21 protein-coding genes are annotated in these 21,835 nt (G+C 64.2%); 10 read left to right on the top strand and 11 right to left on the bottom strand.

From position 1 onward, the window contains the following. Positions 1-216: 216 nt before the first annotated feature. From HZU84_RS20305 to HZU84_RS15605, 4 genes are all read right to left on the bottom strand, one after another. Complete coding sequence (locus HZU84_RS20305; RefSeq protein ID WP_219340968.1) at positions 217-579, bottom strand: DUF1016 N-terminal domain-containing protein; 363 nt, start codon at positions 577-579, stop codon at positions 217-219. A 30-nt stretch (positions 580-609) separates the two neighbouring features. After that, positions 610-819, bottom strand: a complete 210-nt coding sequence (locus tag HZU84_RS15615) for a hypothetical protein (RefSeq protein ID WP_149505427.1) — start codon at positions 817-819, stop codon at positions 610-612. Between the two features lie 305 nt (positions 820-1,124). Next, positions 1,125-2,204: a ParB/RepB/Spo0J family partition protein gene (locus tag HZU84_RS15610; RefSeq protein ID WP_257644623.1), complete on the bottom strand. Its 1,080-nt coding sequence runs from the start codon at positions 2,202-2,204 to the stop codon at positions 1,125-1,127. Between the two features lie 87 nt (positions 2,205-2,291). Beyond that, on the bottom strand, positions 2,292-3,548 hold the full coding sequence (locus HZU84_RS15605) for an AAA family ATPase (protein WP_219340967.1): 1,257 nt from the start codon (positions 3,546-3,548) through the stop codon (positions 2,292-2,294). Between the two features lie 622 nt (positions 3,549-4,170). On the opposite strand from HZU84_RS15605, the gene HZU84_RS15600 reads away from it, so the two are divergent. Further along, the gene (locus HZU84_RS15600; protein ID WP_244954561.1) at positions 4,171-5,550 is read left to right on the top strand and encodes a replication initiation protein; all 1,380 of its coding nucleotides are present in this window, start codon (positions 4,171-4,173) and stop codon (positions 5,548-5,550) included. Between the two features lie 207 nt (positions 5,551-5,757). On the opposite strand, the gene HZU84_RS15595 is transcribed toward HZU84_RS15600, so the two are convergent. The 4 genes from HZU84_RS15595 to HZU84_RS20695 all read right to left on the bottom strand — a co-directional run bounded on the left by HZU84_RS15595 (position 5,758) and on the right by HZU84_RS20695 (position 9,835). After that, positions 5,758-6,573, bottom strand: a complete 816-nt coding sequence (locus tag HZU84_RS15595; protein ID WP_180692995.1) for a metallophosphoesterase family protein — start codon at positions 6,571-6,573, stop codon at positions 5,758-5,760. Positions 6,574-6,583: 10 nt separating this feature from the next. Further along, complete coding sequence (locus HZU84_RS15590) at positions 6,584-7,471, bottom strand: metallophosphoesterase (protein ID WP_149505482.1); 888 nt, start codon at positions 7,469-7,471, stop codon at positions 6,584-6,586. Between the two features lie 18 nt (positions 7,472-7,489). Further along, positions 7,490-9,391 (bottom strand): AAA family ATPase, encoded by a 1,902-nt coding sequence (locus HZU84_RS15585; protein WP_149505481.1) that lies wholly within the window; start codon positions 9,389-9,391, stop codon positions 7,490-7,492. A 156-nt stretch (positions 9,392-9,547) separates the two neighbouring features. Beyond that, a complete protein-coding gene (locus HZU84_RS20695) occupies positions 9,548-9,835 on the bottom strand; it encodes a helix-turn-helix domain-containing protein (RefSeq protein ID WP_310734047.1) in 288 nt (95 codons plus the stop codon). A gap of 483 nt (positions 9,836-10,318) precedes the next feature. Here HZU84_RS20695 and HZU84_RS15575 point away from each other — a divergent pair, with 483 nt between their 5' ends. From HZU84_RS15575 to HZU84_RS15540, 8 genes are all read left to right on the top strand, one after another. After that, on the top strand, positions 10,319-10,624 hold the full coding sequence (locus HZU84_RS15575) for a hypothetical protein (RefSeq protein ID WP_180692994.1): 306 nt from the start codon (positions 10,319-10,321) through the stop codon (positions 10,622-10,624). A gap of 161 nt (positions 10,625-10,785) precedes the next feature. Next, entirely contained in the window at positions 10,786-11,478 is a 693-nt protein-coding gene (locus HZU84_RS15570; RefSeq protein ID WP_149505478.1) for a hypothetical protein, read from the top strand. A 17-nt stretch (positions 11,479-11,495) separates the two neighbouring features. Beyond that, a complete protein-coding gene (locus HZU84_RS15565; RefSeq protein ID WP_180692993.1) occupies positions 11,496-12,179 on the top strand; it encodes a hypothetical protein in 684 nt (227 codons plus the stop codon). A gap of 271 nt (positions 12,180-12,450) precedes the next feature. Next, positions 12,451-12,816: a hypothetical protein gene (locus HZU84_RS15560; RefSeq protein ID WP_149505476.1), complete on the top strand. Its 366-nt coding sequence runs from the start codon at positions 12,451-12,453 to the stop codon at positions 12,814-12,816. Continuing rightward, positions 12,813-14,681 (top strand): hypothetical protein, encoded by a 1,869-nt coding sequence (locus HZU84_RS15555; protein WP_149505475.1) that lies wholly within the window; start codon positions 12,813-12,815, stop codon positions 14,679-14,681. The genes HZU84_RS15560 and HZU84_RS15555 overlap by 4 nt, the downstream gene beginning before the upstream one ends. A gap of 100 nt (positions 14,682-14,781) precedes the next feature. Next, positions 14,782-15,249 (top strand): hypothetical protein, encoded by a 468-nt coding sequence (locus tag HZU84_RS15550; RefSeq protein WP_149505474.1) that lies wholly within the window; start codon positions 14,782-14,784, stop codon positions 15,247-15,249. A 722-nt stretch (positions 15,250-15,971) separates the two neighbouring features. Continuing rightward, positions 15,972-16,322 carry an H-NS histone family protein gene (locus HZU84_RS15545; protein WP_149505473.1) on the top strand — a complete coding sequence of 117 codons (351 nt, stop codon included), beginning with the start codon at positions 15,972-15,974 and terminating at the stop codon, positions 16,320-16,322. 28 nt (positions 16,323-16,350) lie between these two features. Then, complete coding sequence (locus tag HZU84_RS15540; RefSeq protein ID WP_244954560.1) at positions 16,351-16,749, top strand: hypothetical protein; 399 nt, start codon at positions 16,351-16,353, stop codon at positions 16,747-16,749. On the opposite strand, the gene HZU84_RS15535 is transcribed toward HZU84_RS15540, so the two are convergent. The 3 genes from HZU84_RS15535 to HZU84_RS15525 all read right to left on the bottom strand — a co-directional run bounded on the left by HZU84_RS15535 (position 16,707) and on the right by HZU84_RS15525 (position 19,542). Beyond that, positions 16,707-18,071 (bottom strand): Y-family DNA polymerase, encoded by a 1,365-nt coding sequence (locus tag HZU84_RS15535; protein ID WP_149505472.1) that lies wholly within the window; start codon positions 18,069-18,071, stop codon positions 16,707-16,709. The two genes, HZU84_RS15540 and HZU84_RS15535, sit on opposite strands and share 43 nt — an antisense overlap. Before the next feature lie 13 nt (positions 18,072-18,084). Further along, the gene (locus tag HZU84_RS15530) at positions 18,085-18,534 is read right to left on the bottom strand and encodes a LexA family protein (protein WP_149505471.1); all 450 of its coding nucleotides are present in this window, start codon (positions 18,532-18,534) and stop codon (positions 18,085-18,087) included. A gap of 438 nt (positions 18,535-18,972) precedes the next feature. Further along, positions 18,973-19,542, bottom strand: coding sequence for a recombinase family protein (locus HZU84_RS15525; protein WP_149505470.1), 570 nt, complete (start codon positions 19,540-19,542; stop codon positions 18,973-18,975). 152 nt (positions 19,543-19,694) lie between these two features. Here HZU84_RS15525 and HZU84_RS15520 point away from each other — a divergent pair. Continuing rightward, positions 19,695-21,835: Tn3 family transposase (locus tag HZU84_RS15520; protein WP_257644624.1), on the top strand; the 2,141-nt coding region annotated here is incomplete at its 3' end.

The following is a 21,835-nucleotide window of genomic DNA, read 5'->3' as shown; positions in this document are numbered from 1 at the left end:
TTCACTGTGATCACCCGGAAGACCGAGAAACTCGACCATGTACGCATCACGGAAAACGTCCAGCGCCGCAGGATGCGGTTGGAACACCACGGACGACACCCTGGCTGGGTTCATCACGACACGCTCGAACAAGGCCGCCTTGAACTGCCGCTACAGTGTCCGGCTGCTCCTTCGTTCCTGAATCGCCATGCGCAGGTAGAACTCGCGCTCTTCCGGCTACTTGTTCTGGCTAAGGATGATCAGATTGTGGGTCCACGGCAATTGTCTCGGCAGTGCCGAGACTTTTTGGTCATGGGCATACGCTTCGTAGAACTGCCGCATGCGGAATGGATTAGCCCGCGTGAATCCACGCAGAACCCGCTGCGTACGGGCGATGTACGCGGCGAGTTGTGTCATCACGCCATCGCCCCATTCAGCGGCAGCGACCCTGCGGCTGATGATCGCCCCAAGCTGAAAGTAGTGCTTGACCAGGGCGCTGTTGACCCCCAGTACGGTTTGCAGTCGGGTCAATTCGATGATCTGGACGATTTCGGCGAAGCGGTCCTCGTCGGCAGTGCTGGTTGTGTTGAGTTGAGTCATCAGCGCGCCCCTGTGATGCGTGCGTGCGGCTCAGCCCGACATGCGTTCAATCATTGCCCTGATGCGATCGGCCGAGCGATTCAGGTCCGCATCAGCGGTCACGAGGTAGAGCAGCCGCGCCTTCTGCAGCCGCTCGACGGCCGCCGCTAAGTCGAAGCGCTCGAAGGTGGCACGCACATCGACCGAGAAGCCCTGCGCGTAGCTGTCGAGGCTACCGCGCAGGTGGTCCTGATCGTCCATGAACTGCGAAAGTCGAGCGCGGAAGTGTTGTGGCCCAGGCCCGTCTTTCGGTTCAGGGAAGGGCCATAGGGCACCTCCTCGGCCACCTTCAGACGGTACTCGTTCAGCACCGCCGCCTTGGTCGGCGACCGATCAGATGAGGACGCAGAGGTTCTGTGGGGTCATGCAGCGCTGTGGGCTGCCGCCGCGTTGAACAACGACAATTTTCTTGCGCTCAACGGCCGAACCAGGCCATCCGAGCTTTCTGCACAAAGGCCAGTGGCAACCAGGTTGCCACTGGCCTTGCGCGCAGGGGTTCAGGTGAATCAGGCTTGCAATGCCTTGGCGATCGCCTGCGCGACAAGGTCTCCGGACTGGTCGTCGCGGAGCATGCCGGATTCGATCAGGATGCTCAGACGCCCAGCCTTGTCCTTGCTCCACTTCCCGACGATCTTTCCATCCACGGTGATCGACTGCGGAGGGGACGCGAGCCCCTCGCTGTCAGCAGCCGCCAGCAGAGCATCGATCACCGCGGCCGGTGATGGCTTGCGGACTTGTTGGCGCAGCTTCTCGGCTCGGCGCAGTACACCCTTGCGGTCCTGCTCCAGGGCAGCATGCAGAACCTTGGCGTGGCGGTGCTGCACCACGAGCGGCGAGCTGAAGCACTCCAGGACGACCAGCGGAAGATCAGCCACCATCAGCACGTTGGCCACCCAGGTATGCGATACCCCCAGGGCCTCTGCGAGGCGCCTGTTAGAGACATACAAACCCTGGTCAAGGGCGCGGCGGTACATCGATCCCTGTTCATAGGGAGACAGGTCGGCACGCTCCCGATTCTCTCTGTCCATCACCGAGAACAGTTCCTGGTCAGAGATCGAGGTCGTGTCGATCATGGCCAGGACGGGAAGCCCCAGCTCCGAACAGGCGCGGTGCCGTCGATGTCCAAAGACGATTTCATACCGCTCTGGCTGATCCGTTCTCGGGCGCACCAGGATCGGCTGGACATTGCCACCAGCTTGCTCGATGTCCTGCTTCAGTCGCAGGAAAGCGATGTTGCTGAACGAATCGGGATGCCGGTTCGCCCATCGGCTGGGTTCGATGACATGGGGATCCAGTTTCCTTGTGGGGGCTGCCCCCTCGAACGACTTCACCTGCTCCTTCAGCTTGCCCAGTTCGTTTTCCGTCGCAAGCATCTGCCCGCGAAACTGCAGCATCTGCCCGGGTCCGGTACGCGGAGCCGTCCTGGTTCCATTGACAACGACAGGCGGAAATTGCGGTGACTCTGCGGGTCCATGGGCCGTTGCGCCTGCAGCGGCTGCGACCGCGGTGGGTGCTGGTGCAGTAGCAGCCTCGTCCGGAAAGTGGAGATTTTCCGTCATGGCCAGCAGCTTCGATTTGGTACTCATTTCAAATGTTCCTGCGATGCTGGCAACCAGGTTGCCAGACGATCTGTCCTACGACTGGCAACCTGGTTGCCACACCATGTCGGGGCATCAAGCTCCGGCAGCGCGTCCACGCCATGCCTCCACCACGGACTCCTCAACAAGATCAACAAACCGATCGTAGGCATCTGCGGCGCGCTTGTAGGTCTTGGCTGATCCGTCGTACTTCTGGATGTCGTAGACCGTTGCGAACTCGGCGGCCTTGTTGCTGGTGACTGATGTCTTGGGGATTTCGACCGGCAGCACGAACTCGCCATAAGTCGCTTGAATCCACTGCCGAACGGCCGGGGAGGCAGCATCGGTGTGGTCAACCCGGCTGAGCAGGATGTGCAGGAAATCGAAGGTCTTTTGTGCCCCTTCCGGATCCTGCTGGTCCAGATTGGCACCCAGGTCCGCGAGCAAGGACCAGAACTGTGCAGAGCTCGCAAAATCAAGCCCGGACGGCGGTACGGGCACCACCACCCCATCCGCAGCCCAGAGGCCATTGATCGTGACGTAAGACAGGGAGGGCGGCGTGTCGATGATGATCAGGTCGTACAGATCGCGCACGGGCTCCAGTCCTTGGTTCAGCACATCCCAGAACCGGACACTGGAATCACTCATCTGCCGCGCCGGCAAAGCGAACTCGGCAGAGAACAGAAAGGGGGCAGCGGCCACCAGGTCGATGCCATCCCAGTACGTGGAACGAATGGCAGGCGTGATGTCGTTGCTGGTCCCGTGACACAGCGAAGAAATCGTCATCTCCTCGGTGACTTCAGTCTCAGGCAGGACCCCGTGGAGCGTGGTCAGCGACCCTTGCGGATCAATGTCGATGGCCAGCACCCGGTGCCCGCGCAGGCTCAAGCCCTGGGCCAGCACCATGGCACTCGTCGTCTTGGAGACCCCCCCCTTGAAGTTGGCAATTGCCATGCAGATGGCTCGCTGGCCGTTGGGCCGCATCTTGTCCTGGCGGTAGGCCTGAGCCCAGACGCGCGCCTCCGCCAGCGTGAACTCTCGCTTGCCGCCAGAAGGTGTCAACTTGCCGGAAGGCAAGTCCCCCTTGGTGACTCGGTAGTTCACGTGCGCTTTGTCGACCCCACACAGCACAGCAAGTTGCGCAGTCGAGTAGGTCGGCGCGATCTTGCGCGACTCTGGTGCCAGTAGCCGGCCTCTGATCTGCTCGACCATGCTCGCAGCACGTGTGGCCAGCGCCTGGATGCGCTGCATGTTGATCGCACTGCGCGGGGCAAATGCCTGGGAGTACGCGTTGTTGGCAACCTGGTTGCCAGTCCCGACAACAGGCGTGCGCGGGTCTGAGGAAGTGCTCATAATTTCCTATCTAGATGATTTTTGGTAAGTCTATCAAAAATCATCTAATGACAGCAATTCAGTTTTGCGGCGCCTTGCTGAGAGTGAGAAGTTTTGTGGAACTGGCGAAACATCGTTAATTATTGACGGTGAGATTTTTTGGGGAACACCCTTCTAACCAATCCATGGAAGCCCTCTTGGTGACCCGTCAACGATCCATCGTGCCCCTCTCGTGCATCCTCCTCGCGAACGCGAGGGCCGGCCCTGGCCACCACCGTGTCCTGCGGGCATGACAGGAAGGGAACAGGACCGATCGCCTGTCATGGAGGCCACTCCAGACCCCTAGATCCCCATATCCACTCCACAACCTCCCCAAAAGTTCTCTGCTTTGGGTGCGAAGATCCCCATATCCACTCCACAACTTCCCCAAAAGTTCTCCGGAAGAATCCCATATCCACTCCGCGAAACGAACCTAAGTCTTTGTTGTAAAAGACTTTTTTCTAGAACCAACTCTTCAAGTATTCAAGTATTGTTTTTCAATAGTTCAAGGCGCTGCAAAATTGCAGTGCGGAGATCTTCTGTGAATTGATACACTCACAATTCGTTCAGAAAGCGGAATGCGACCTCGCAAACTACCTCGGCCATGCGTCAAGACACCTCGCACACACCCAAAGCGCTGGAAGCGACCACTCTGCAGCCACAGAAATCGTCACGTGGACAGATGCCAAGCAGTGAGCAGGCTGTTTCAAAAGCCAATGAGGCCATTGCGATTCGACCGAAGAGAGGCAAGCTGACCTTGCTGTCCCGTCGGATCTACAACGTGTTCCTGTACCACGCACAACGGCAAGGCGTTGACCAACCGACGTACGCATTGCCACTGGCCGAACTCATCAGTGACGCTCGATTCACGTCGAACAACACCGAGCTGTTGAAGTCCCACATCCGTGACATGCAGGCGACCACCATCGAGTGGCATACCAGCAGTGGCGGAGGCAAGAGGTGGACATCCACCCAGTTGCTGGGGACGGTCATGATCGACGAACCAGGACGAGGCAAGGCGTGCACCATCACCTGGAGCTATCCAGACGCCGTACGGGAGCACTTGGTTCGTCCTGCGCACTACACGCGGATCTTGCTGGAAATCAGTTCCCAGATGCGCAGCTATGCCGCATCCGTGCTTTACGAACTGGGGGCCCGTTATCTGACTTCCCCAGCACAGCTGACGATGCGCGAGGATGTGCTCTGGTGGGCCTCGGTGCTCACAGGGCGGAGCGATCTTGTGAAGGTGGACTACCGCATCTTTCATCGAGACACGATCAAGAAGGCCCTCGCAGAGCTGGACACGCTCAGCGAGGACTTTCGCATGGAGGTTGTCGAGCACAAGCGTGGGCGCAAGGTCGAGGAGTTGCAGTTCCGTGTCATTACCAAGCCGAAATTGGCTCAAGACGGTGCGGCATCCCAGGCTGCCGCCGCTGTCTTTGACCTTGAGCTGGTCGATCGAATCGTCGGTGTCGGCATCAAGCGGCAGGATGCGGAGGAGTTCTACGTATCAACGGAGGAACTGGTATTGCGAGCGGCTGTTGAACACGTCGAGCAACGCAACAGGAACGACACCCTGCCGCCATTGAAGTCTCCCAAAGCCTATCTGCGTGATGCCCTGAAGAAGCAGTACGCGGGTGTCGCCGAGGGCGATGCCAAGCCGGCCGGGCCCCTGTCCCAGCCAGTCCCCAGCCTTCAAGAGAAGTTGCAGCGCTTGCGCGAAGAATGGGCCCACCACAAGGCCATGCAGGCGCGTGCGCAATTCATGGCCATGGACCAGACGGAGCGCAACGCCTGCCTCGCCAGGTTCGAGACGGAGCGCCTGCCAGAGGTGGCTAGCCCTATCGCGAAGGCGTGGCGTCGTGACGGCATTGATAGCCGCATTGCGGGTAGCACCTTCAATCGCTGGTTGGCAGGGGTGCTGTGGCCTGGAGAGGTGACGGACTCCGACCTGCTCAATTTTGCGATGTTGCGTCAGACCTGAACACCAGCAAACGATCAGCAGTCCCGTCGATGTCTCTGAGTGCCCATTGCCAAGGTGCCTCCAGCGCTTCACCGATGCCCTCGGACCGTCGGTGACGGCGATCAGGATGTCGCCCACGCCGCACGTGCTGTTGAGCAGCACCGCCAGCGCCAGGTAGATCGCCTGCGAGACCGGTCGGCGATCACCACTGAGGTGATCGTCGTCACCTCAGCCTGGGTTGTGTGAGCTGTCTGTCGTCCAAGGCCTGTCCAGATCCCCCGCCCGGATCACCCGCCCATCGAGCGCCGTGATGCCGCGCAGTCCCACCCCGTGCGCCTCGAACCCCAGCCGCGGCCACTCGGCCCGGTAGTCCCGCCGATCGTGCTGGTGCCCATGGAACGCCCGCCGCACCCCCAGGTCCCGGGCCAACTCGTCGATCACCGCAAATCCGTGTGGATGCACACTTGGCGCCTCGTGCGTGACGAGCACCTCGGCCCGCTGCCGACCCAGCGTCTGCACCTCCGCCGGGAAGATCGTGCTGCGGTGCCGCCGGGGCAAGCCCCCGCGCCAGCGGTTGCCCCGCCCTGCCCATGCCGTGTATGCCCTGGCGGTCTCGAACTGCCAAGGACTTGGCGGGCTCCAGACCTGACCCCTGAATACCCCGCCCAGCCCGGCGATGCGTACCCCGGCGACCTCGACCACCCGCCCATGCAGGTTGCGCCCCGCCAGTGCCGAGCCGAACAGGTGGTCGTGGTCCGCGTCTGAGTCGGTGTCGTGATTGCCGTGGATGAACCACACCTCGGTATGCAGGAGGATGGCGGCGAGTTCAAGCTCCAGCGGCCGAGACGCCTGCACATCCCCCAGCAGCACGATCGCCGCCGGCCGTTGTCCTGGGGGTGGCTGCAGCACCGCATCGATCAGGTGCTCGAAGCGACCATGCACATCCCCGCACAGCCAGATCGCCCCCGGCGCTGCAGCCAGACCAGCCGTGCCGGCGCCGGCTGGTTCTCCCGATGGCCCTTCCGCCTCGCGTGGTGCCTTCATGCCCGCTCCTTCACACCGTCACCACCCACCCGGGCTTGAACGCCCGGTTCTCCAGTGTCCCGTCCCAGCGCACGTAACCGCGCGGATTGCACACCACCCTGCACGTCCCGCCGTCCGGCCGGTCTACTGCATAGTCGAAGCTGTCATGCGTGTGCCCATGCACCCACAGGTCGACGCCCTGGAAACACGCCGCGGGCAGATCGTTCACGAACGCCGGGCTCAACCCGCTGCGCTCGAAACACCCCGCCAGCGAACCTGGATGCGGCGCATGGTGCGTGACCACCACGGTCCGCCCGGCCCACGGCTCGGCCAGCCGGGCGAGCAGCCACTGCCGCGCGGCGTGGTGCCACTGCACCGTGTCCAGTGGCCGCAGCCGCCGCACGCCCGACTCCGGCGCCGAACGCTGCACCCGGATGACGCTGAAATCATTCAACCCCACCCCGGCCTCGGCCGCCGCCAGCCGCGCGTCCCGCCGCCACTGACCGTCCGCACCCAGCACCTTCAGCCTGAAATCCGTCCACAGCGTCGTCCCGAGCACCCGCACCGGCTCCTGCCCTGCGTCTGACTCCACGCCAGACACGAGCGTCACCACGTCCCGGTCCAGCACCTGCACGTTCGTGCCCTGGGCCGCGGCGCGCATCGCCGCCAGCTCCTTGGCCCAGACCTGTCCGTAATACTCGTGGTTGCCCGGCACATAGAACACCGGCTTGCCTGCGAACGCAGGCTCCGCCACCGCCCAGGCCACGCCCCGGTGACCCGGCGCCTGGATGTCACCGGCCAGCACCACCGCATCGAAACCATCCGCGACATGGGCCGCGACGTTGACTGCGACATTGCCAGGTGACGACGCCCTCGCCTGGAACTCCAGGTGCAGGTCCGACAGGATCAGCAGTTTCATCGCGGCCCCTTCGCCTGTTCAATGCGGCGCGCCCGACACCGACACCTCGCGCACGATCTCCCGCCGGACCAGCCGCACGAGTTCCCGCACCGAGCCCGCCGCCCGCGCCAGGCCCGACACATCCAGCGCCGGCATCACCTCGACCGGCAACCCCCAGTCGCTCGCCACGTCCCGCACCACCTGCTGCACGATCACCGGGTAGTGCTGCCGCTCGGGTGTCGGCACCAGCACCGGCTGCAGCCGTGACAGCAGCGCCGCCTCGATCGTGCCCAGCCGGTTGGCGGTCGCGACGAACAGCAGCTTGCTCAGGTCACACGGCACCTGCAGGTAGCCGTCGATCCAGTTCCGGCTCGACTCCGGCTCCAGCAGCCCGAGCAGGGCGGCCTGCATCGGCGCCGCATTCACGGTGCGGGTGCTGCCGTGCGTGCTGCACTTGTCCACCTCGTCCAGCAGCACCAGGATCTGCGCCAGACGCCGGTCACGCAGCGCGCGCACGATCGGGGAGGGTTCGCCACTGGCCCAGCCCCGGCTCGTGCCCGTCAGCAGCCGGCTGTCGCTGCTGCCTCCCACCCCGAGCGGCAGGAACACCAGCCCCATGACCTCGGCCAGTCGCCGCGCCAGCCGGGTCTTGCCCGTGCCGGGCGGACCCACCAGCAGGATCGGCGCCCACGCAAAACTCACAGCCCCCAGCCGACGCCGTGCCAGCATCTCGCCGGCCGCGACCTCGATCGCCCGGGTCGCCCACGGAAACTCTCCGTGCAGCTGCGTGATGCGCGCCTGCAGCTCGGCCACCTCCGGCAGCAACACCAGCGGCAGCGGTACCCGCAGCCCCTCGTACGACGCCAGCGTCAGCCGGTCGTCCTTGTCGCGCATCTCCGGGATCGGCTCGCGGATCACCTGCCACCGGCTGTGCGGGCGCAGCGCCTCCAGCGCCGCCGGTGTAAACCGCTCGGCCAGCACGGCCTCGTGTGCGGCCAGGGCGCTCTTCGACGCGGCGACCGACGCCTCCCGCGCCGCCGTGAGCGCGACTTCCCCCGCCAGTGACCTCGGCACCGCCGGGAACGAGCCCGGAGAGGAAGGCGTCGACGCAGGCTGTACCGCGGCGATGATGTCGGTGTGACCGGCCACCTGGCGGGTGGCCTGCTGACGCGCTTGCCGGCTGTCCTGCAGCAGGGCCTGGTGCGCTGTGTCTGGATCCTGGGGTTGCGCCGCGCCAGATGCCTCGTCCTGGTTGGTGTCCCCGTGCACCGCGTACAGCCCCACTGGATGTCCCGTCGATCTCCCAGGGCGGGTTGGCAACTGTGGCAGCCGCTGCTCGACCTCGGCCCACAAACCCAGCGCCCGCGCACACGCATTGAGCATTGGCTGTGCCGAGCGACCCAGCGACGTGTCCAGGTTCAGCAGCACGTACAGGCGCAGCAGCCGGATCAGTGCCGCCGCTTCCTCGGTGTCGTGCAACTGCTCGTCGAGCGGCTCGCGCCAGCACAGGTGCATGACCGACGCCATCTCGTTGCGAAGCCAGTCGGCCTGCTGGACACCCAGCCGCTCGGTCAGCCCGGCGGGGTGGCCGGTATCCCAGGCTCCGGTGCGCAAGTGGCTCCACGCGATACCGATCTGAACAGCAGACGACCTGAGCTGCAATTCGCGGTGTCGGGGCCCTTGCAGTGCGGGCGCGACCGCACGCAGGAGTTCGTGGCTCAGATGCTCCAGCGCCCGGGGCTCGGGCATCACCACTGGCAGCCAGTCCAGGCAGCGGTCCAGCGCGTCCAGCCGGTCGAGGCGAGCGAGTCGCTCGTCGAGCGCCGGGCGCAGCGCCTCGGCGGCGGACAGCGCTGCGCCAGTCAGGCCATCGGCGCTGGCCAGCATGATCAATACCGGGGACTGGAGGAGGCAGGCAGGTTCAGCGGGCAGGGGGTGCATGGGGCGTCAACAATGCAGCAGGGTACCCATCGGGGACGACAGGCTTGGCAATATTGTGACGTAAAAGCATCAAGCAAGGCGTCCAACGAATCCACGCAAAACGCCTGCGCATCCCACCCAGGCCACCCGCCCGCCAGCCGGCGCGTGAACGCTCCCTCAGCCCGCAGGTGGATCCGGCGGCGGCTGGAACATCACCGCCACCGACACGCCCAGCGCATTGGCCAGGCGCTCGACGTTGTCGATGGAGGCGTTGCGCACCTGGCGCTCGACGTGGGCGATGAAGGTGCGGTGCAGCCCGGACTCGTGTGCCAGGGCTTCCTGCGACCAGCCGCGCTGGGCGCGCAGGCGCACGAGGTTGAGGGCCAGCAGGCGCCGGGCGACGCCGGGGGCCGTGGCAGAAGCCGTGGCGTGGGCGGAAGGGGAGGGGGATTCGGTGGCAGACACCGGAGCAGTCTTGAGGAACCCTGCTTTTAAGTCAGCCTTCTTTAAGTCACAAACTGGGCGCAATTGCCAACAGCCGCCTGCCATGTTCGCGCTGGGTGGCGCGGCGTGAAGTCGTTACGCCGCGCCGCCGCCGCGGCGGATTGAGGCAGAATTTCGAGTTGACACGCAAGCGTAGATCGGCACCATGTGCTCATCGCTGCACAACACAGCGATCCGAGATTGGCGTCTCGGACTGTGGAAACTCTCGGACACTTCGAGAGACGGGTACTCTTTTGACAAAAGGGTACACCGGTGTATGGCCTCATCCATGGTGGGCCATGCAGGGGAGCCGCAAGGCTCACCGGTTCCAAGTCCGGCACGCCAACCTTGCATGGTCTGCCGCCCTCATTTGGCGTGAAGGGCGGCAGGTTGGATGACCGTAAAACTTGGAGCCATCACATGGCTGAGACTTTCGCTTCTTCCCCTTCGTCCGAGGCAGCTCTGGTGCCGTCGACGAACATCTCCAACGACTGCAATGCGCACCCGTCCGGCGCGGCGCTGCTGTCTGGCCTGTCCATGCTGTTCGGCCAGATCGGACTTGACCTGCGCAACCTGCGGGACCTGATCCGCCACTGCGAGGGCCCGGAAGACGGCATGCGGACCCTGCTCGACGGGGCCCTGGCGACCAGTGCCTGGCGCTGCGAACTCGGGGCCCGTGTGGCCGATCCACTCGCGCCGCCTCGCATCACCGAGATCGAGCAATTCCTCGATGCCGACCTGATCGAACACCTCAGCCTGCACGGGCGCTGATCCGTGTCGCGCCGGCTCCGCTCAGGAGCCCGATCCCTGCTGAACATGCCGATCTGACCGGTCGCACCGATTGATCAGATTTTCCCGAAGAAACCCTGGCTGCCGCAGAACCAGCCGTGCCTGACATCGCCCCTGCGGCGCCTGACTGAAGGAATTCAAACATGTCGATGAATGAAATGATGCCTGCCCAAGGCAGGAATGAAGCCGTCCGTGCCATTGACGGGACCATGCACAAAAACACGGAGGTACCAAGGGTGGACATTACCGTCCAATCCGATCAGCGTCCGTTGTGCGGGTATGACGTTGACCACCTGCAGGCCATGACACGGCTGGATTGCCGGGAAATGTCGGTGGCGATGGCCGTGCTGCCCTCCAGGTATGGAGCCCTGATCCGGTCCTCTGCCATGCTGTCCGTCGAGCAGGAAATTCTGTTGCGGCTCTACATGAGGAATAAAATGCCGGTTTCTTGGCACAAGCACTCGGCGGCCGAAGTTTTCGATTACCTGTATGGCCGCATGCTGAAACAGTTTCCTGCGGGACAGCAGCAGAACGGTGCGCGTGTGATGCTGTTCCGTCGATTTGGATGCCTGATGGGCAAGAGCCGATCCAGGGCCTATATCTGGATCACGTCGAACCAGGGTGTAGGAAAAACCACAGAAATGATCTTCGGCAAGATCCACGACATGCAGCTGACGCGTGAAGAAATCGAATCGGTGGTGGAGGGCATCTATCGTCTGCGTGAGCAGTCTCTGGACAGTGAAGCTCCGCTGCCGACGCCGGAGGTGGTGGGCGTCAACCGGCCGGGGCGACGGGCAAAGACCTGCCGGTCGTTTGCAAATGGGCTGAGCTTCTGATCGCAAGGAGTTGCATCATGTTTTCTTCAGCACGACACCTGTGTCTGTCTTCCATCCCCGAATGCACCGAACTGTGTACCTATGCATTGCAAGGGGCTGCGCCGAACGCCTTGTCCAGGGTGGATCATCCAAGAATGATTCGTTATGTCGACCATCTGTTGCCGGTCGATGCCCTGAAACCCCGCCAGGGTGTCTTCTGGGGGACCTGGGGGCACCGGGCGCACCGTGACGGAAAAACCTGGTTCCATCGATTGGCACACCGCCAATCCGGTATCTGCCTGACCTTGCGGCTTCACTACGCCATTCCCGGGGCCGCCACCTTGAGGAACGTTCAAAACTGGGACGATGTGTGTCGCAGTGGCTTGCTGCATCTGGAGCGCCTGAAAACAGGCTTGCAGCAGGATGTCAAGGCATTCTTGCTGGACCGGATCGAGGCCCGGCATGGTCGGCAGGTGCGGCAGCAGCAGGAGTGCGCCCGACTGTCGGAGTTGGCGCTGCAATGGCCAGATCTGGTGCAGGATCTGTTGTCCGGTCCACTGGACTTGGGCGCATCGGTCGATGCCCATCTGCAAATGGTGATCCATCCGGTTCGATTGCCAGGCATCGAGACGCCAGTGCTGATCGCATCTGCTCGCATGGAGGCTTCCCGCATCGTGTCCGTTCTGGCCGATTCGGACGATTTCCGGGCCGTGATGTCCTGATCTCCCGTTCGTCAGTCCGTCAGCCCGCCACGGGCTGCGCGCGGTGTGTTCTCCACGGTGACGCAGCCCGGCTTGGGCTGCGTTTACATCGTGCTGGAAAGCTGTTTACATGATCCCTAAGGCCGCATCTGATACTACGCTGAGATGGCGTTTTGAACGAAGAATAAAGTCTACATAATAAATCGATGTCGCCCGGATCTTGCTCTATCGTCGTTGCTTGAAGTGACATACAAGCCAGCCTTGCTGACACGACGAAAGGAGCCGTTTCGCGATGACCAGATCCACGACCAACAAGACCAAGACCAAGCGCGCCTGCACGATCAGTTGCCGGGTCGATGACGAGTTGCACGCCGCACTGCAACACTACTGCCAGGTGAACCAATTGGTACCGTCCGAAGGGTTCCGGACATTGCTGCACAAACAACTGATGCCGTCCAGGGCTCGGGACAGTTCCAAGGCCCAGCAGGTGCGGTCTCTGCTCCCACCATTGCATGCGGTGGTGCAAGCCTGCGAATCCATGGCACGTACCGTGACGCACGCTGCCCGGCAGGGAAAACTGGATGACGAGATGGTCCAGCGCTTGATCGATCAACTCGGTCACCTGGAAAAAATGGCGATGAAGGGCGGCATATCATGATCATCCGGCTGATGGACGATTCGGACAGCCTGCCCAGGTATCTGAGGTTGGGCAGTCGTCTGGACAACGACGGGATACGCGACGAGAAGGACCGACGCATGATCTTGCGTGGCCATCTCACCTTGCTGGAACGTGCGCTGTGCCATGCCCCCGTGGTGCAGCACATCGTGCTGTCGTTTGCGGAGGACCATGTTCCACCGCAAACACTGGACGCGATTGTTCAGAGTCTGGAGGAATTCTTGTTCCGCGCGTATGAACCGGACGAGTATCTCTGGTACGTTGAAGCCCACCTGCCACGACTCAAGTCCAGGGTCGATGATGAGACGGGCGTCATGCACACGAGACATCCGCATCTGCATGTGGCGATCTGGCTGAAAAACCTGCAGACGGGGCAATCGCTGCGACCTCTTGGCTATGTCTGGAGCCAGATTCCATACCTGGACGCCTTTCAGGAAAGTATCAACATCCGCCACGGACTCATCAGTCCGAAACAAAGGCGAGGGAATGGGCATGATCGAAAGCGGCATCCCGATTCAGTCGCCCCATCGCCCGTCGAACCCAGGCCAGCGCCCGTGTCGATTCCCGACATGGAAGCCTCGCTGGCGCACTGGCAACAGCATCGCGCCTGGGAGGTGCGTTTGCTCAACAGTGGTGATCGGCGGACCTATGCGGACTACCGCGCCAGCTCGCGACAAGAGCAGGTGCGCTGGTTGGTCAGTGCGTGGGAACGGGCCAGACAATTCGTCATGCAGTACCGCCAGCGCCGCCAGACGGCCTGTGCTCTACCGCTGAAACGCTGGCCTTGGCCGATCCGCGATCCGCATCCGGCAATCGACCAACTGGCCGACAACTGGCTCGCGCAACAGCGGATGGACAGGGATGCGCGGCATTGGCTGAGCACCCTGGTGCATCGCCCTGCCGTCAGTGCCTGGCTGAACCAGATTTCATCGTGGCAGGTATTGGCCGACCTGTCCTGGATGGTCGGACTGGATCCGCGGCTTGTGCGACCACAGGCTGCTCCGGACGGCACGCCCGGCGTGCAGTGCGGGGACGACTGGCTGAATCTGGTGGATTTCCTGCGCGACCGGATGCATTTGGCTGCACCGGCCCTCTGGGGTTGGCTGCAGCAGTGGCGAATGCGGCAGCATCCATGCCTGCCGCTGCCCCGCCTGCCTCAGCAGCCACATGTTCAATGGTGGCGGGACTTTGTTCGGCAAGACCGATCCGATTGGCCACCACCGGACGACGAGTATCTGGAAGGTGCCCCTGTGGACGGCTGGCGGCGAGCGCGTTATCGGCATTACCTGTTCGATCGCTGGCATGTCCATGGGGGTGTCGCGGTGCTGCAGGAGTTGCGTCGTCTGGCGGTCCATCCACGGCGGATGCCGGAAGACGGTGCCACGCTGGTGCAGATCGTCTCGGCTGAGGCGGATGGGCTCAGCACGATCGGGGAAGGTGGTGTGGAGCCGGTCGAGGGACTGCAGGCGTGTCTGCAGCGAACTGGATGCGTGACCTACCACCACCGGGGGGAACTGGTCCTGATCGACACCGGTCGCTCGATTGAACTGGTGGACTGCGATCGGTCGGTGTACTGGTTGTCCTGCGCCCTGGACCTGGCGCGGCGGCGTTTCGGGCCTGGGTTGGCGGTACAGAGTGGGCCGCAACTCTGCCACGAGGTCATCCAGTGCGCGGATGCGATCGGCTGCACGATCAGCCTGGGCTTGCCGGCCTGGCCGGCACCGGCACCTTCTGGCAACGACGTCTCCCCTGATGAAAGCGATGCGGATGCGGATCTCGAAGCCGAAGCCGAAGCCGAAGCCGAAGCCGAAGCCGAGACAGGGTGGCCGTCTCCAACGATGCGGTGATGTGCGTTGCCCGCATGGCATGCTGCATGAAAAAGCTGCTTTTAAGTCAGCATTGTTTGAGTCACAATTTGAACATGCACTCAACCGTGGAGACTGTCTGATGTTCGAAACCCATGCCTCGTGGCAATACGATTTTCCGAGTCCGTTCAAGGATCCCGGCATGCAGCACTGGGTCGCGGTGACGATGGCCGTCCAGATGCCGTGTTACCTGCTGGTGAGCCGCACGGCGGCGGCTGGTGCTGGAGCGGAAGAACTCAGCGGGTCGCCGCGCACGACGCTGGTGGCCGATGAGCAGATGCTGCGGCACCTGCTGCAGTCGATCCGACCGGCCTTGCTGCTGACACTGCACGTGCTGCTGCCTGGTCGGGGGGAAGGGCGGTGGGGGGTGTGGCGCACTGAGCGTGTACGCGAGGTCTGGCAGCCGGCCGATGCGGAACGGCGGCAAGGCACGAAGCTGGTGCTCAAGCTATGGGATGGCCTCACCTGGTATGACCCGAACCGGGAGGCGGTGGTGGAGGGGCACGTGGCCGACCGGCAGCGACTGGCGCGGTTCGTGGCGGTCGATTGAGTGGGGGGACGCCCACCACGGCTACTGGTTCGCGAGCGCGCAGGCCAGGCGCGTGAAGCTGCTGGTCCGTGACGGCTCGGACGTGCAAACCCAGCGCTGGATCTGGTCCAGTTCGGCCCGGATTGGCAGGGCACGCAGTTGTGCACCTAGGTGTAGGCGTCCGAGGCCCAGTGGAACAGCAACCCGGGTTAAGCGGTCAAGTGAAGTAACCAAATAGAGCCGGCTTGCATTCACTACCCGGAACGACCTACTCCGGTGTGCGCTCGGTGACCATTAAAGAAACGCCGCGTCCGTGAGGCCGAAGTCGAGCGTCTGGGAGTGAAAAAATTCTCACTCCTTCCACCGGTCTGGTCATTTTTCATACCCCCGGGTGCCCCGCGTCGGTAGAGTGATCTGCAGAACACAGTGGTGCCCGAATTCGACACTTTGCTGTCCTCCGACCCAGCCCAACCCCATAAGAATCAAGGACTTGGCATGGTTTGCTGTGGGACGAGGAAATCTGGTTCGAGCCGAACCGGCAGGTCGAGGCCGGGCCGGTGGGGGAGGGTCGGCGCTTGCTCGCGCGGTTCGAGGTGCAGTGATTAGCCAACCCTGAATGGCCAACCCCTGGACGACCGAGTCTGCGTCGCACCTCAACCTGGTGAGCGCCTCGTGGCCGCCGGTGCTCCGCGATATCCTTGCAGATCAGGGCTCGCTGGTTGAGCCGTCAAAGGATCCTCTCCATGGCATTGTCGAATCTGATCGCACAGCGCGAGGCGCTGGAGCGGCAACAGGCCGAACTGACCAAGGCCATTGCCGAGGCGCAGATGCATGCGCGTCGCGAGGTGATCGCCCAGATCAAGCAACTGATGGCCGAGCACGGCCTGGTGGCGGCAGATCTGGCCGAGTCGGGCCGCGGCAAGCGGGGCCCCAAACCCTCGCTGGCGGACGCACCCGCTCCGGGCCGATCCAAGGTCGCAGCGAAGTACCGTGACCCGAATACAGGGGAGACCTGGAGCGGCCGGGGGCTGATGCCCAAGTGGCTGCGCGCGGCGGTCGATGCCGGCCACAGCCGCGACGAGTTCGCGGTGTGAGGTCGCACTCGGTCAGGAGCACTTGCCCATGATGGACGCCTCAGAGCGAGAACAGGCGCTGCGCGCCATGCGGTCCAGCGCCGATGCGTTCTACCGCTCGGCGGTGCAGATCGGCGTGCATCCGTTCATCGAGTTTTCGGGGTTGATGAACGAGTACCTGCTGGCCTGCGCGCAGGCCCATGCGCAGGGCATCGACTTCTCCGAGTGCAACCGCCACAGCGGGCAGGCCTTGCCGCTGCACCCGGTGATGAGCGACTACATCAACGAGAAGCTCGAATGCATCTTCTCGGGCGCCAAGGTGCTGGACGTGTCGGCAACAGTACCGGTGTCAATGCCGGTGTCAATGCCGGTGCCCGTACCGGCGCCGGAGTCAGGTGAGCCGCCTCAGGTCCGCACAACCGGCATCTCGGACCAGCACGTCGTGTAAGCCGGGGTCCGGCGCTCCTGCTTGCCGGTCCACTGGGTGGCCACTTCATCGTGCCGAGGCACCCGAGCCTGCGCGCTCGCAATCTTCAGGGTGCCGCGCCCCCAGCGCGCGTTGACCGCGTCAATGGCTTTCATCAGGTGGCCGGCGTCCCGTGGGCTGCCCAGGGCCTCGAAATCGAACTCGCCTTGCCGCACCGATGTTGCCACTGACCCCGCAGGGGTGCCGGCCTGCGCGTCATGGGGCAGGTAGGTCTGCAACTGCACCAGCATCACGCCGGCCTTGGCCAGCGCATACCCGCTCTGGTAGATCGAGCGCAGACCATGCAGGGCCGCGCCCACCAGCTTGGCCGTGTCCTGGGTCGGGTGCGCTAGCGGCACCACCACCGAGCGCGAATACTGCGGCGACTTCCGGAACGGACTCGTGCGGATGAACACCAGCACCGCCCCGGCCGCGCTGTCCTGTGCCCGCAGCCGCACCGCCGCCCGGCTGGTGAACTCGCTCACGGCCTCGATCAGCGGGGCCAGCGTCGTGACTGGCTGACCGAACGACCGGGTACACGCGATCTGCTGGCGTGGCTGCGGTGCATGGTCGAGGTCGATGCACGACAGCCCCTGCAGTTCGCGGGCGGTCCGCTCCAGCGTCACCGACCAGCCGCCGCGCAGCGTGGCGGTGTCGAGCCGCGCCAGGTCGAGCGCCGTGCGCACGCCGGCCTCGCGCAGTTGCGCGCCGATGCGCGGGCCGACGCCCCACACCTCGCCCACATCGGTCGCAGCCAGCAGCGCGTCACGTGCGTCCTCGCCCAGGCGCGCCAGGTCGCAGACCTGGGCCAGCTCGGCCGGGTAGCTGCCGGGCTTGCGCTCGGCGCTCTTGGCCATGTGGTTGGCCAGCTTGGCCAGCGTCTTGGTCGTCCCCAGGCCGATGCAGCACGGCAGGCCCAGCCAGTTCAGGATGCGGCTGCGCACCGCGTGGGCCCGCACGGTCAGGTCGCCCCGCACCCCGTCGAGCCCGATGAAGCACTCGTCGATCGAATAGACCTCCTGGGTCGGCCCCAGCCCGGCGGCCAGGCTCATCATGCGGTCGCTCATGTCGCCGTAGAGCGCGAAGTTGGCCGACAGCGCGACCAGGCCATCGGAGGCTTCGAGGTGGCGGATCTGGAACCAGGGATGGCCCATGCGCACACCCAGCGCCTTGGCCTCGTTGGATCGGGCGATGGCACAGCCGTCGTTGTTGCTCAGCACCACGACCGGCACCCCCTGCAGGCTGGGGCGGAACACCCGCTCGCAACTCACATAGAAGTTGTTGCCGTCCAGCAGCGCGAACATGGCGGCGCTCCCGTCAGCGCGGCATCTGCTTGATGGCCGCGGTCACGACCCCCCAGATCTCCACGGTCTGACCCTCGCGCGGCACGATGTCGGGGAAGCCGGGGTTGGCCGCCTTGAGCTTCATGCGGCCGGCGCGCAGCAGCAGCGTCTTGCAGACGAACTCGCCTTCGATGACGGCAATGACCACGTGACCGGAGTGCGGCTCCACCGCCCGGTCGACGATCAGCACGTCGCCGTCGAAGATGCCCGCGTCGCGCATAGAGTCACCGCGGGCGCGCATCAGGAATGTCGCCTGGGGATGCCGGACCAGCTCGGCCGTCAGGTCAATGCGCTTGGCGCCGAGGTCTTGGGCGGGCGAAGGAAAGCCGGCCTGCACGCTCGCCCCGAGGTCGAACAGCCACGCCGGCGGAGCGTGCCGGTCGAGGGCGCCGATCAAATCAGCGGGGGCCTGAATACTGTTCATCTATCCAGTATAGTGTTACCTGTATCCACGGACATCTCAGGTGACGGACGAGTGGCGTACGAAGTCAAATGAGAAAATCACGTTCCGAGAGTTCACAGCCATCTGCCTCGCGCGGCACCCACCAGGAGCCGACGCACACTGGATCCGCGCCATCCCTATCCGAGGAACAGGAGTCCTCATGAAGCCTCCGGCCAGAACCTCGCAACCGTTCCCCAGCCAGTCTTCACCTGTGTTGCGGGACGATCGTTCACTCGCGTCGATCGATTCGGCCAGACCACGCGGCCTGTTCAGTTGGTTCACCCGTCTGCGTTCGCGCAGAACAGCCTGCTCGGTCTGCGGACGCTCTGTGGCACGCTGTGCCTACGATGGCCGACATCCGGAGATCGGGCGCTGATGGCGTGCGTACGGGCCGCCGCAGAAAACGGAAAAAATCGTACGCTAAGCCTGCGAACCCAGCCTGGCCTTGGCCAGCAGCCGGGCAATAGTGGAAGGGTGAACATTGAACAGCCGGGCGGCGTCGGCTGCCGTTTGTTCGCCGGAGCCCACCAGGCGAACGACCTCCTGCTGCTGTCGAGCCGTCAGCTTGGGCCGACGTCCACCGATGCGCCCTTCCTGACGCGCAGCGATCAGCCCACTGCGCGTGCGCTCGCGCAGCATGGCGCGCTCGAACTCGGCGAAGGCGCCCACCATCTGCATCATCATCCGGCCCGCTGCCGTGGTGGTGTCGACGACCTCGGTCAGGCTGAGGAACCCAGCACCGGCCAATTGAACCTTCTCCAGCAGACTCAGCATCTCCTTGAGCGAGCGCGACAGCCGGTCGAGCTTCCAGACCACCAGCACGTCGCCTTCGCGTAGCTGATCGAGCAGGCGACGCAGTTCCGGACGGTGCCATCGCCCGGCCGAGACCTTCTCTTCGAAGATGCGGCCGCAGCCTGCGGCACGCAGCGCTGCGATTTGTGCGGCGTTGTCTTGTTCCTGGGTAGAGACGCGGGCGTAGCCGATGCGCATGGAGTTCTCCTGGTCTTGTGCATCAGCACAAACCTGTTGCCGATCGATTTGGTTTCGCAATACATTTTTGCAGCAGGCGCCGCAGGGATTCCTGCCCGTGATGCGCAAACGTTCGTTTGTGCGCAGCTCCTCTTGCACTGCTGGAGCCGAGGATGCCTCGCCGTTCTGTCCTGTCTGCGGCCGAGCGGGTCGCCTTGCTGAGCATCCCCGACAACGACGGCGAATGGGTGCGGCAGTACACGTTCAGCGAGGTCGATCAATCGCTGATCGATCAACGACGAGGCGAGGCCAACCGGCTGGGGATCGCTGTCCAGTTGTGCCTGCTGCGCTGGCCCGGCCAAGGGCTGCCCGCCGATGCTGGCGTGCCGGATCCGCTGTTGCAATGGCTGGCACACCAGCTCGGCGTTGACCCTGGCTGCTGGCCGCTGTATGCCGAGCGCGAGGCCACCCGGCGCGAGCACCTGCTGGAATTGCGCGCCTACCTGGGCCTGGAATCCTTCGGTCTGCAGCACTACCGACCGGCGGTGCAGGTGGCCACCGAACTCGCCCTGCAGACCGACAAGGGCATCGTGCTGGCCAACCGGGTGGTGGAGGTCTTGCGACAGCGGCGGATCATCCTGCCCAGCGTGGAGGTCATCGAGCGCCTCTGTGCCGAGGCAATCACCCGGGCCAACCGGCAGATCTACGCGAGCCTGACCGATCCGCTGACCGCCCTTCACCGGCAGCGCCTGGACGAGCTGCTCAAACGCCAGGAGGGCACCTCGCTGAGCCGACTGGCCTGGTTGCGCCAGTCTCCGCTGCGACCGAACTCGCGCCGCATGCTTGAACACATCGAACGGCTCAAGGCCTGGAAGGCACTCGATCTGCCCGCTGGACTCGACAGACTGGTTCACCAGAACCGCCTGCTCAAGATCGCCCGGGAGGGCGCGCAGATGACACCAGCCAACCTGAACAAGTTCGAACCTCAGCGACGCTACGCCACGCTGGTGGCCCTGAGCATCGAAGGGATGGCCACCGCCACGGACGAGGTCATCGACCTGCACGACCGCATCCTGGGCAAGCTGTTCAGCATCGCCCGGCTCAAGCACCAGCAGCAGTTCCAGGAGGCCGGCAAGGCGATCAATGACAAGGTCCGCCTGTACGGCCGTGTCGGTCAGGCCTTGCTCGACGCCAAGGCGTGCGGCAGCGATGCCTTCACCGCGATCGAGGCCGTCATGTCCTGGGACGATTTCACCGCCAGCGTCGCCGAAGCGCAGCAGCTCGCCCGACCGGGCGACTTCGACTACCTGCACCTCATCGGCGAGGGCTACACCGCAGTGCGGCGCTACGCCCCAGCCTTCCTGGAGGCGCTGGCCTTGCGGGCAGCGCCGGCCGGTCAGGGTGTTCTCGACGCAGTCGAGGTGCTGCGCCACATGAACGCCACCAGCAGCCGCAAGCTGCCGGCCGACGCGCCGACCGGGTTTGTCAAGAAGCGCTGGGCGAGGCTGGTCCAGACCGAGACCGGCCTCGACCGGCGTCAATACGAACTGTGTGTGCTATCGGAGCTGAAGAACGCCCTGCGCTCGGGCGATGTCTGGGTACAGGGCTCGCGCCAGTTCAAGGACTTCGACACCTACCTGGTGCCCGCCGCGACGTTCTCGACCCTGAAGCAGACCGATGCGTTGCGGCTGGGGGTGGCCACCGAGGGCGACGCCTACCTGCGCGATCGGCTGTCGCTGCTGGAGGCACAACTCACCACGGTCAACCAGCTCGCCGCAGCCAATGACCTGCCACAGGCGCTCATCACGGCCACGGGCCTGAAGATCTCGCCACCAGAGACGGCGGTCCCCCCGGCGGCGCAGGCGCTCATCAACCAGGTGGCGGCCATGATGCCGCGCGTCAAGGTCACCGACCTGCTGCTGGAGGTGGATGGCTGGACCGACTTCACCGCCCACTTCACCCACCTCAAGACGGGCGAGAAGAGCGCAGACCGGACGCTGCTGCTGACGACGATCCTGGCCGATGCGCTCAACCTGGGGCTGACGAAGATGGCCGAGTCGTGTCCGGGCACGGCCTACACCCGGCTGGCGTGGCAGCAGGCCTGGCATGTGCGCGACGACACCTATTCGGCTGCGCTGGCCAGCCTGGTCAACGCCCAGGGTCAGCAGCCCTTGGCTGCTTGGTGGGGCGACGGCTCGACTTCGTCATCGGACGGGCAGCGCTTCCGCGCCGGCGGCCAGGCCGAGCGCACCGGCCACGTCAACCTGAAGTACGGCACCGAGCCGGGTCGGATGTTCTACACCCACCTCTCCGA

The organism is Sphaerotilus sulfidivorans (assembly GCF_013426975.1).
GTDB classification, from domain to species: domain Bacteria; phylum Pseudomonadota; class Gammaproteobacteria; order Burkholderiales; family Burkholderiaceae_C; genus Sphaerotilus; species Sphaerotilus sulfidivorans.
Note: the sequence above shows the minus strand (reverse complement) of the source record. Positions and strands in the feature narration are given on the sequence as shown.

Excerpts from the sequence above, each read along its gene's own strand:
- HZU84_RS15610 (WP_257644623.1), bottom strand. The coding sequence starts at position 2,204 with ATGAGTACCAAATCGAAGCTGCTGGCCATGACGGAAAATCTCCACTTT.
- HZU84_RS15540 (WP_244954560.1), top strand. The coding sequence starts at position 16,351 with ATGATGGACGCCTCAGAGCGAGAACAGGCGCTGCGCGCCATGCGGTCC.
- HZU84_RS15600 (WP_244954561.1), top strand. The coding sequence starts at position 4,171 with ATGCGTCAAGACACCTCGCACACACCCAAAGCGCTGGAAGCGACCACT.
- HZU84_RS15570 (WP_149505478.1), top strand. The coding sequence starts at position 10,786 with ATGTCGATGAATGAAATGATGCCTGCCCAAGGCAGGAATGAAGCCGTC.
- HZU84_RS15525 (WP_149505470.1), bottom strand. The coding sequence starts at position 19,542 with ATGCGCATCGGCTACGCCCGCGTCTCTACCCAGGAACAAGACAACGCC.
- HZU84_RS15550 (WP_149505474.1), top strand. The coding sequence starts at position 14,782 with ATGTTCGAAACCCATGCCTCGTGGCAATACGATTTTCCGAGTCCGTTC.
- HZU84_RS15585 (WP_149505481.1), bottom strand. The coding sequence starts at position 9,391 with ATGCACCCCCTGCCCGCTGAACCTGCCTGCCTCCTCCAGTCCCCGGTA.
- HZU84_RS15565 (WP_180692993.1), top strand. The coding sequence starts at position 11,496 with ATGTTTTCTTCAGCACGACACCTGTGTCTGTCTTCCATCCCCGAATGC.
- HZU84_RS15560 (WP_149505476.1), top strand. The coding sequence starts at position 12,451 with ATGACCAGATCCACGACCAACAAGACCAAGACCAAGCGCGCCTGCACG.
- HZU84_RS15590 (WP_149505482.1), bottom strand. The coding sequence starts at position 7,471 with ATGAAACTGCTGATCCTGTCGGACCTGCACCTGGAGTTCCAGGCGAGG.
- HZU84_RS15555 (WP_149505475.1), top strand. The coding sequence starts at position 12,813 with ATGATCATCCGGCTGATGGACGATTCGGACAGCCTGCCCAGGTATCTG.
- HZU84_RS15615 (WP_149505427.1), bottom strand. The coding sequence starts at position 819 with ATGGACGATCAGGACCACCTGCGCGGTAGCCTCGACAGCTACGCGCAG.
- HZU84_RS15535 (WP_149505472.1), bottom strand. The coding sequence starts at position 18,071 with ATGTTCGCGCTGCTGGACGGCAACAACTTCTATGTGAGTTGCGAGCGG.
- HZU84_RS15530 (WP_149505471.1), bottom strand. The coding sequence starts at position 18,534 with ATGAACAGTATTCAGGCCCCCGCTGATTTGATCGGCGCCCTCGACCGG.
- HZU84_RS15545 (WP_149505473.1), top strand. The coding sequence starts at position 15,972 with ATGGCATTGTCGAATCTGATCGCACAGCGCGAGGCGCTGGAGCGGCAA.
- HZU84_RS15605 (WP_219340967.1), bottom strand. The coding sequence starts at position 3,548 with ATGAGCACTTCCTCAGACCCGCGCACGCCTGTTGTCGGGACTGGCAAC.
- HZU84_RS20305 (WP_219340968.1), bottom strand. The coding sequence starts at position 579 with ATGACTCAACTCAACACAACCAGCACTGCCGACGAGGACCGCTTCGCC.
- HZU84_RS15595 (WP_180692995.1), bottom strand. The coding sequence starts at position 6,573 with ATGAAGGCACCACGCGAGGCGGAAGGGCCATCGGGAGAACCAGCCGGC.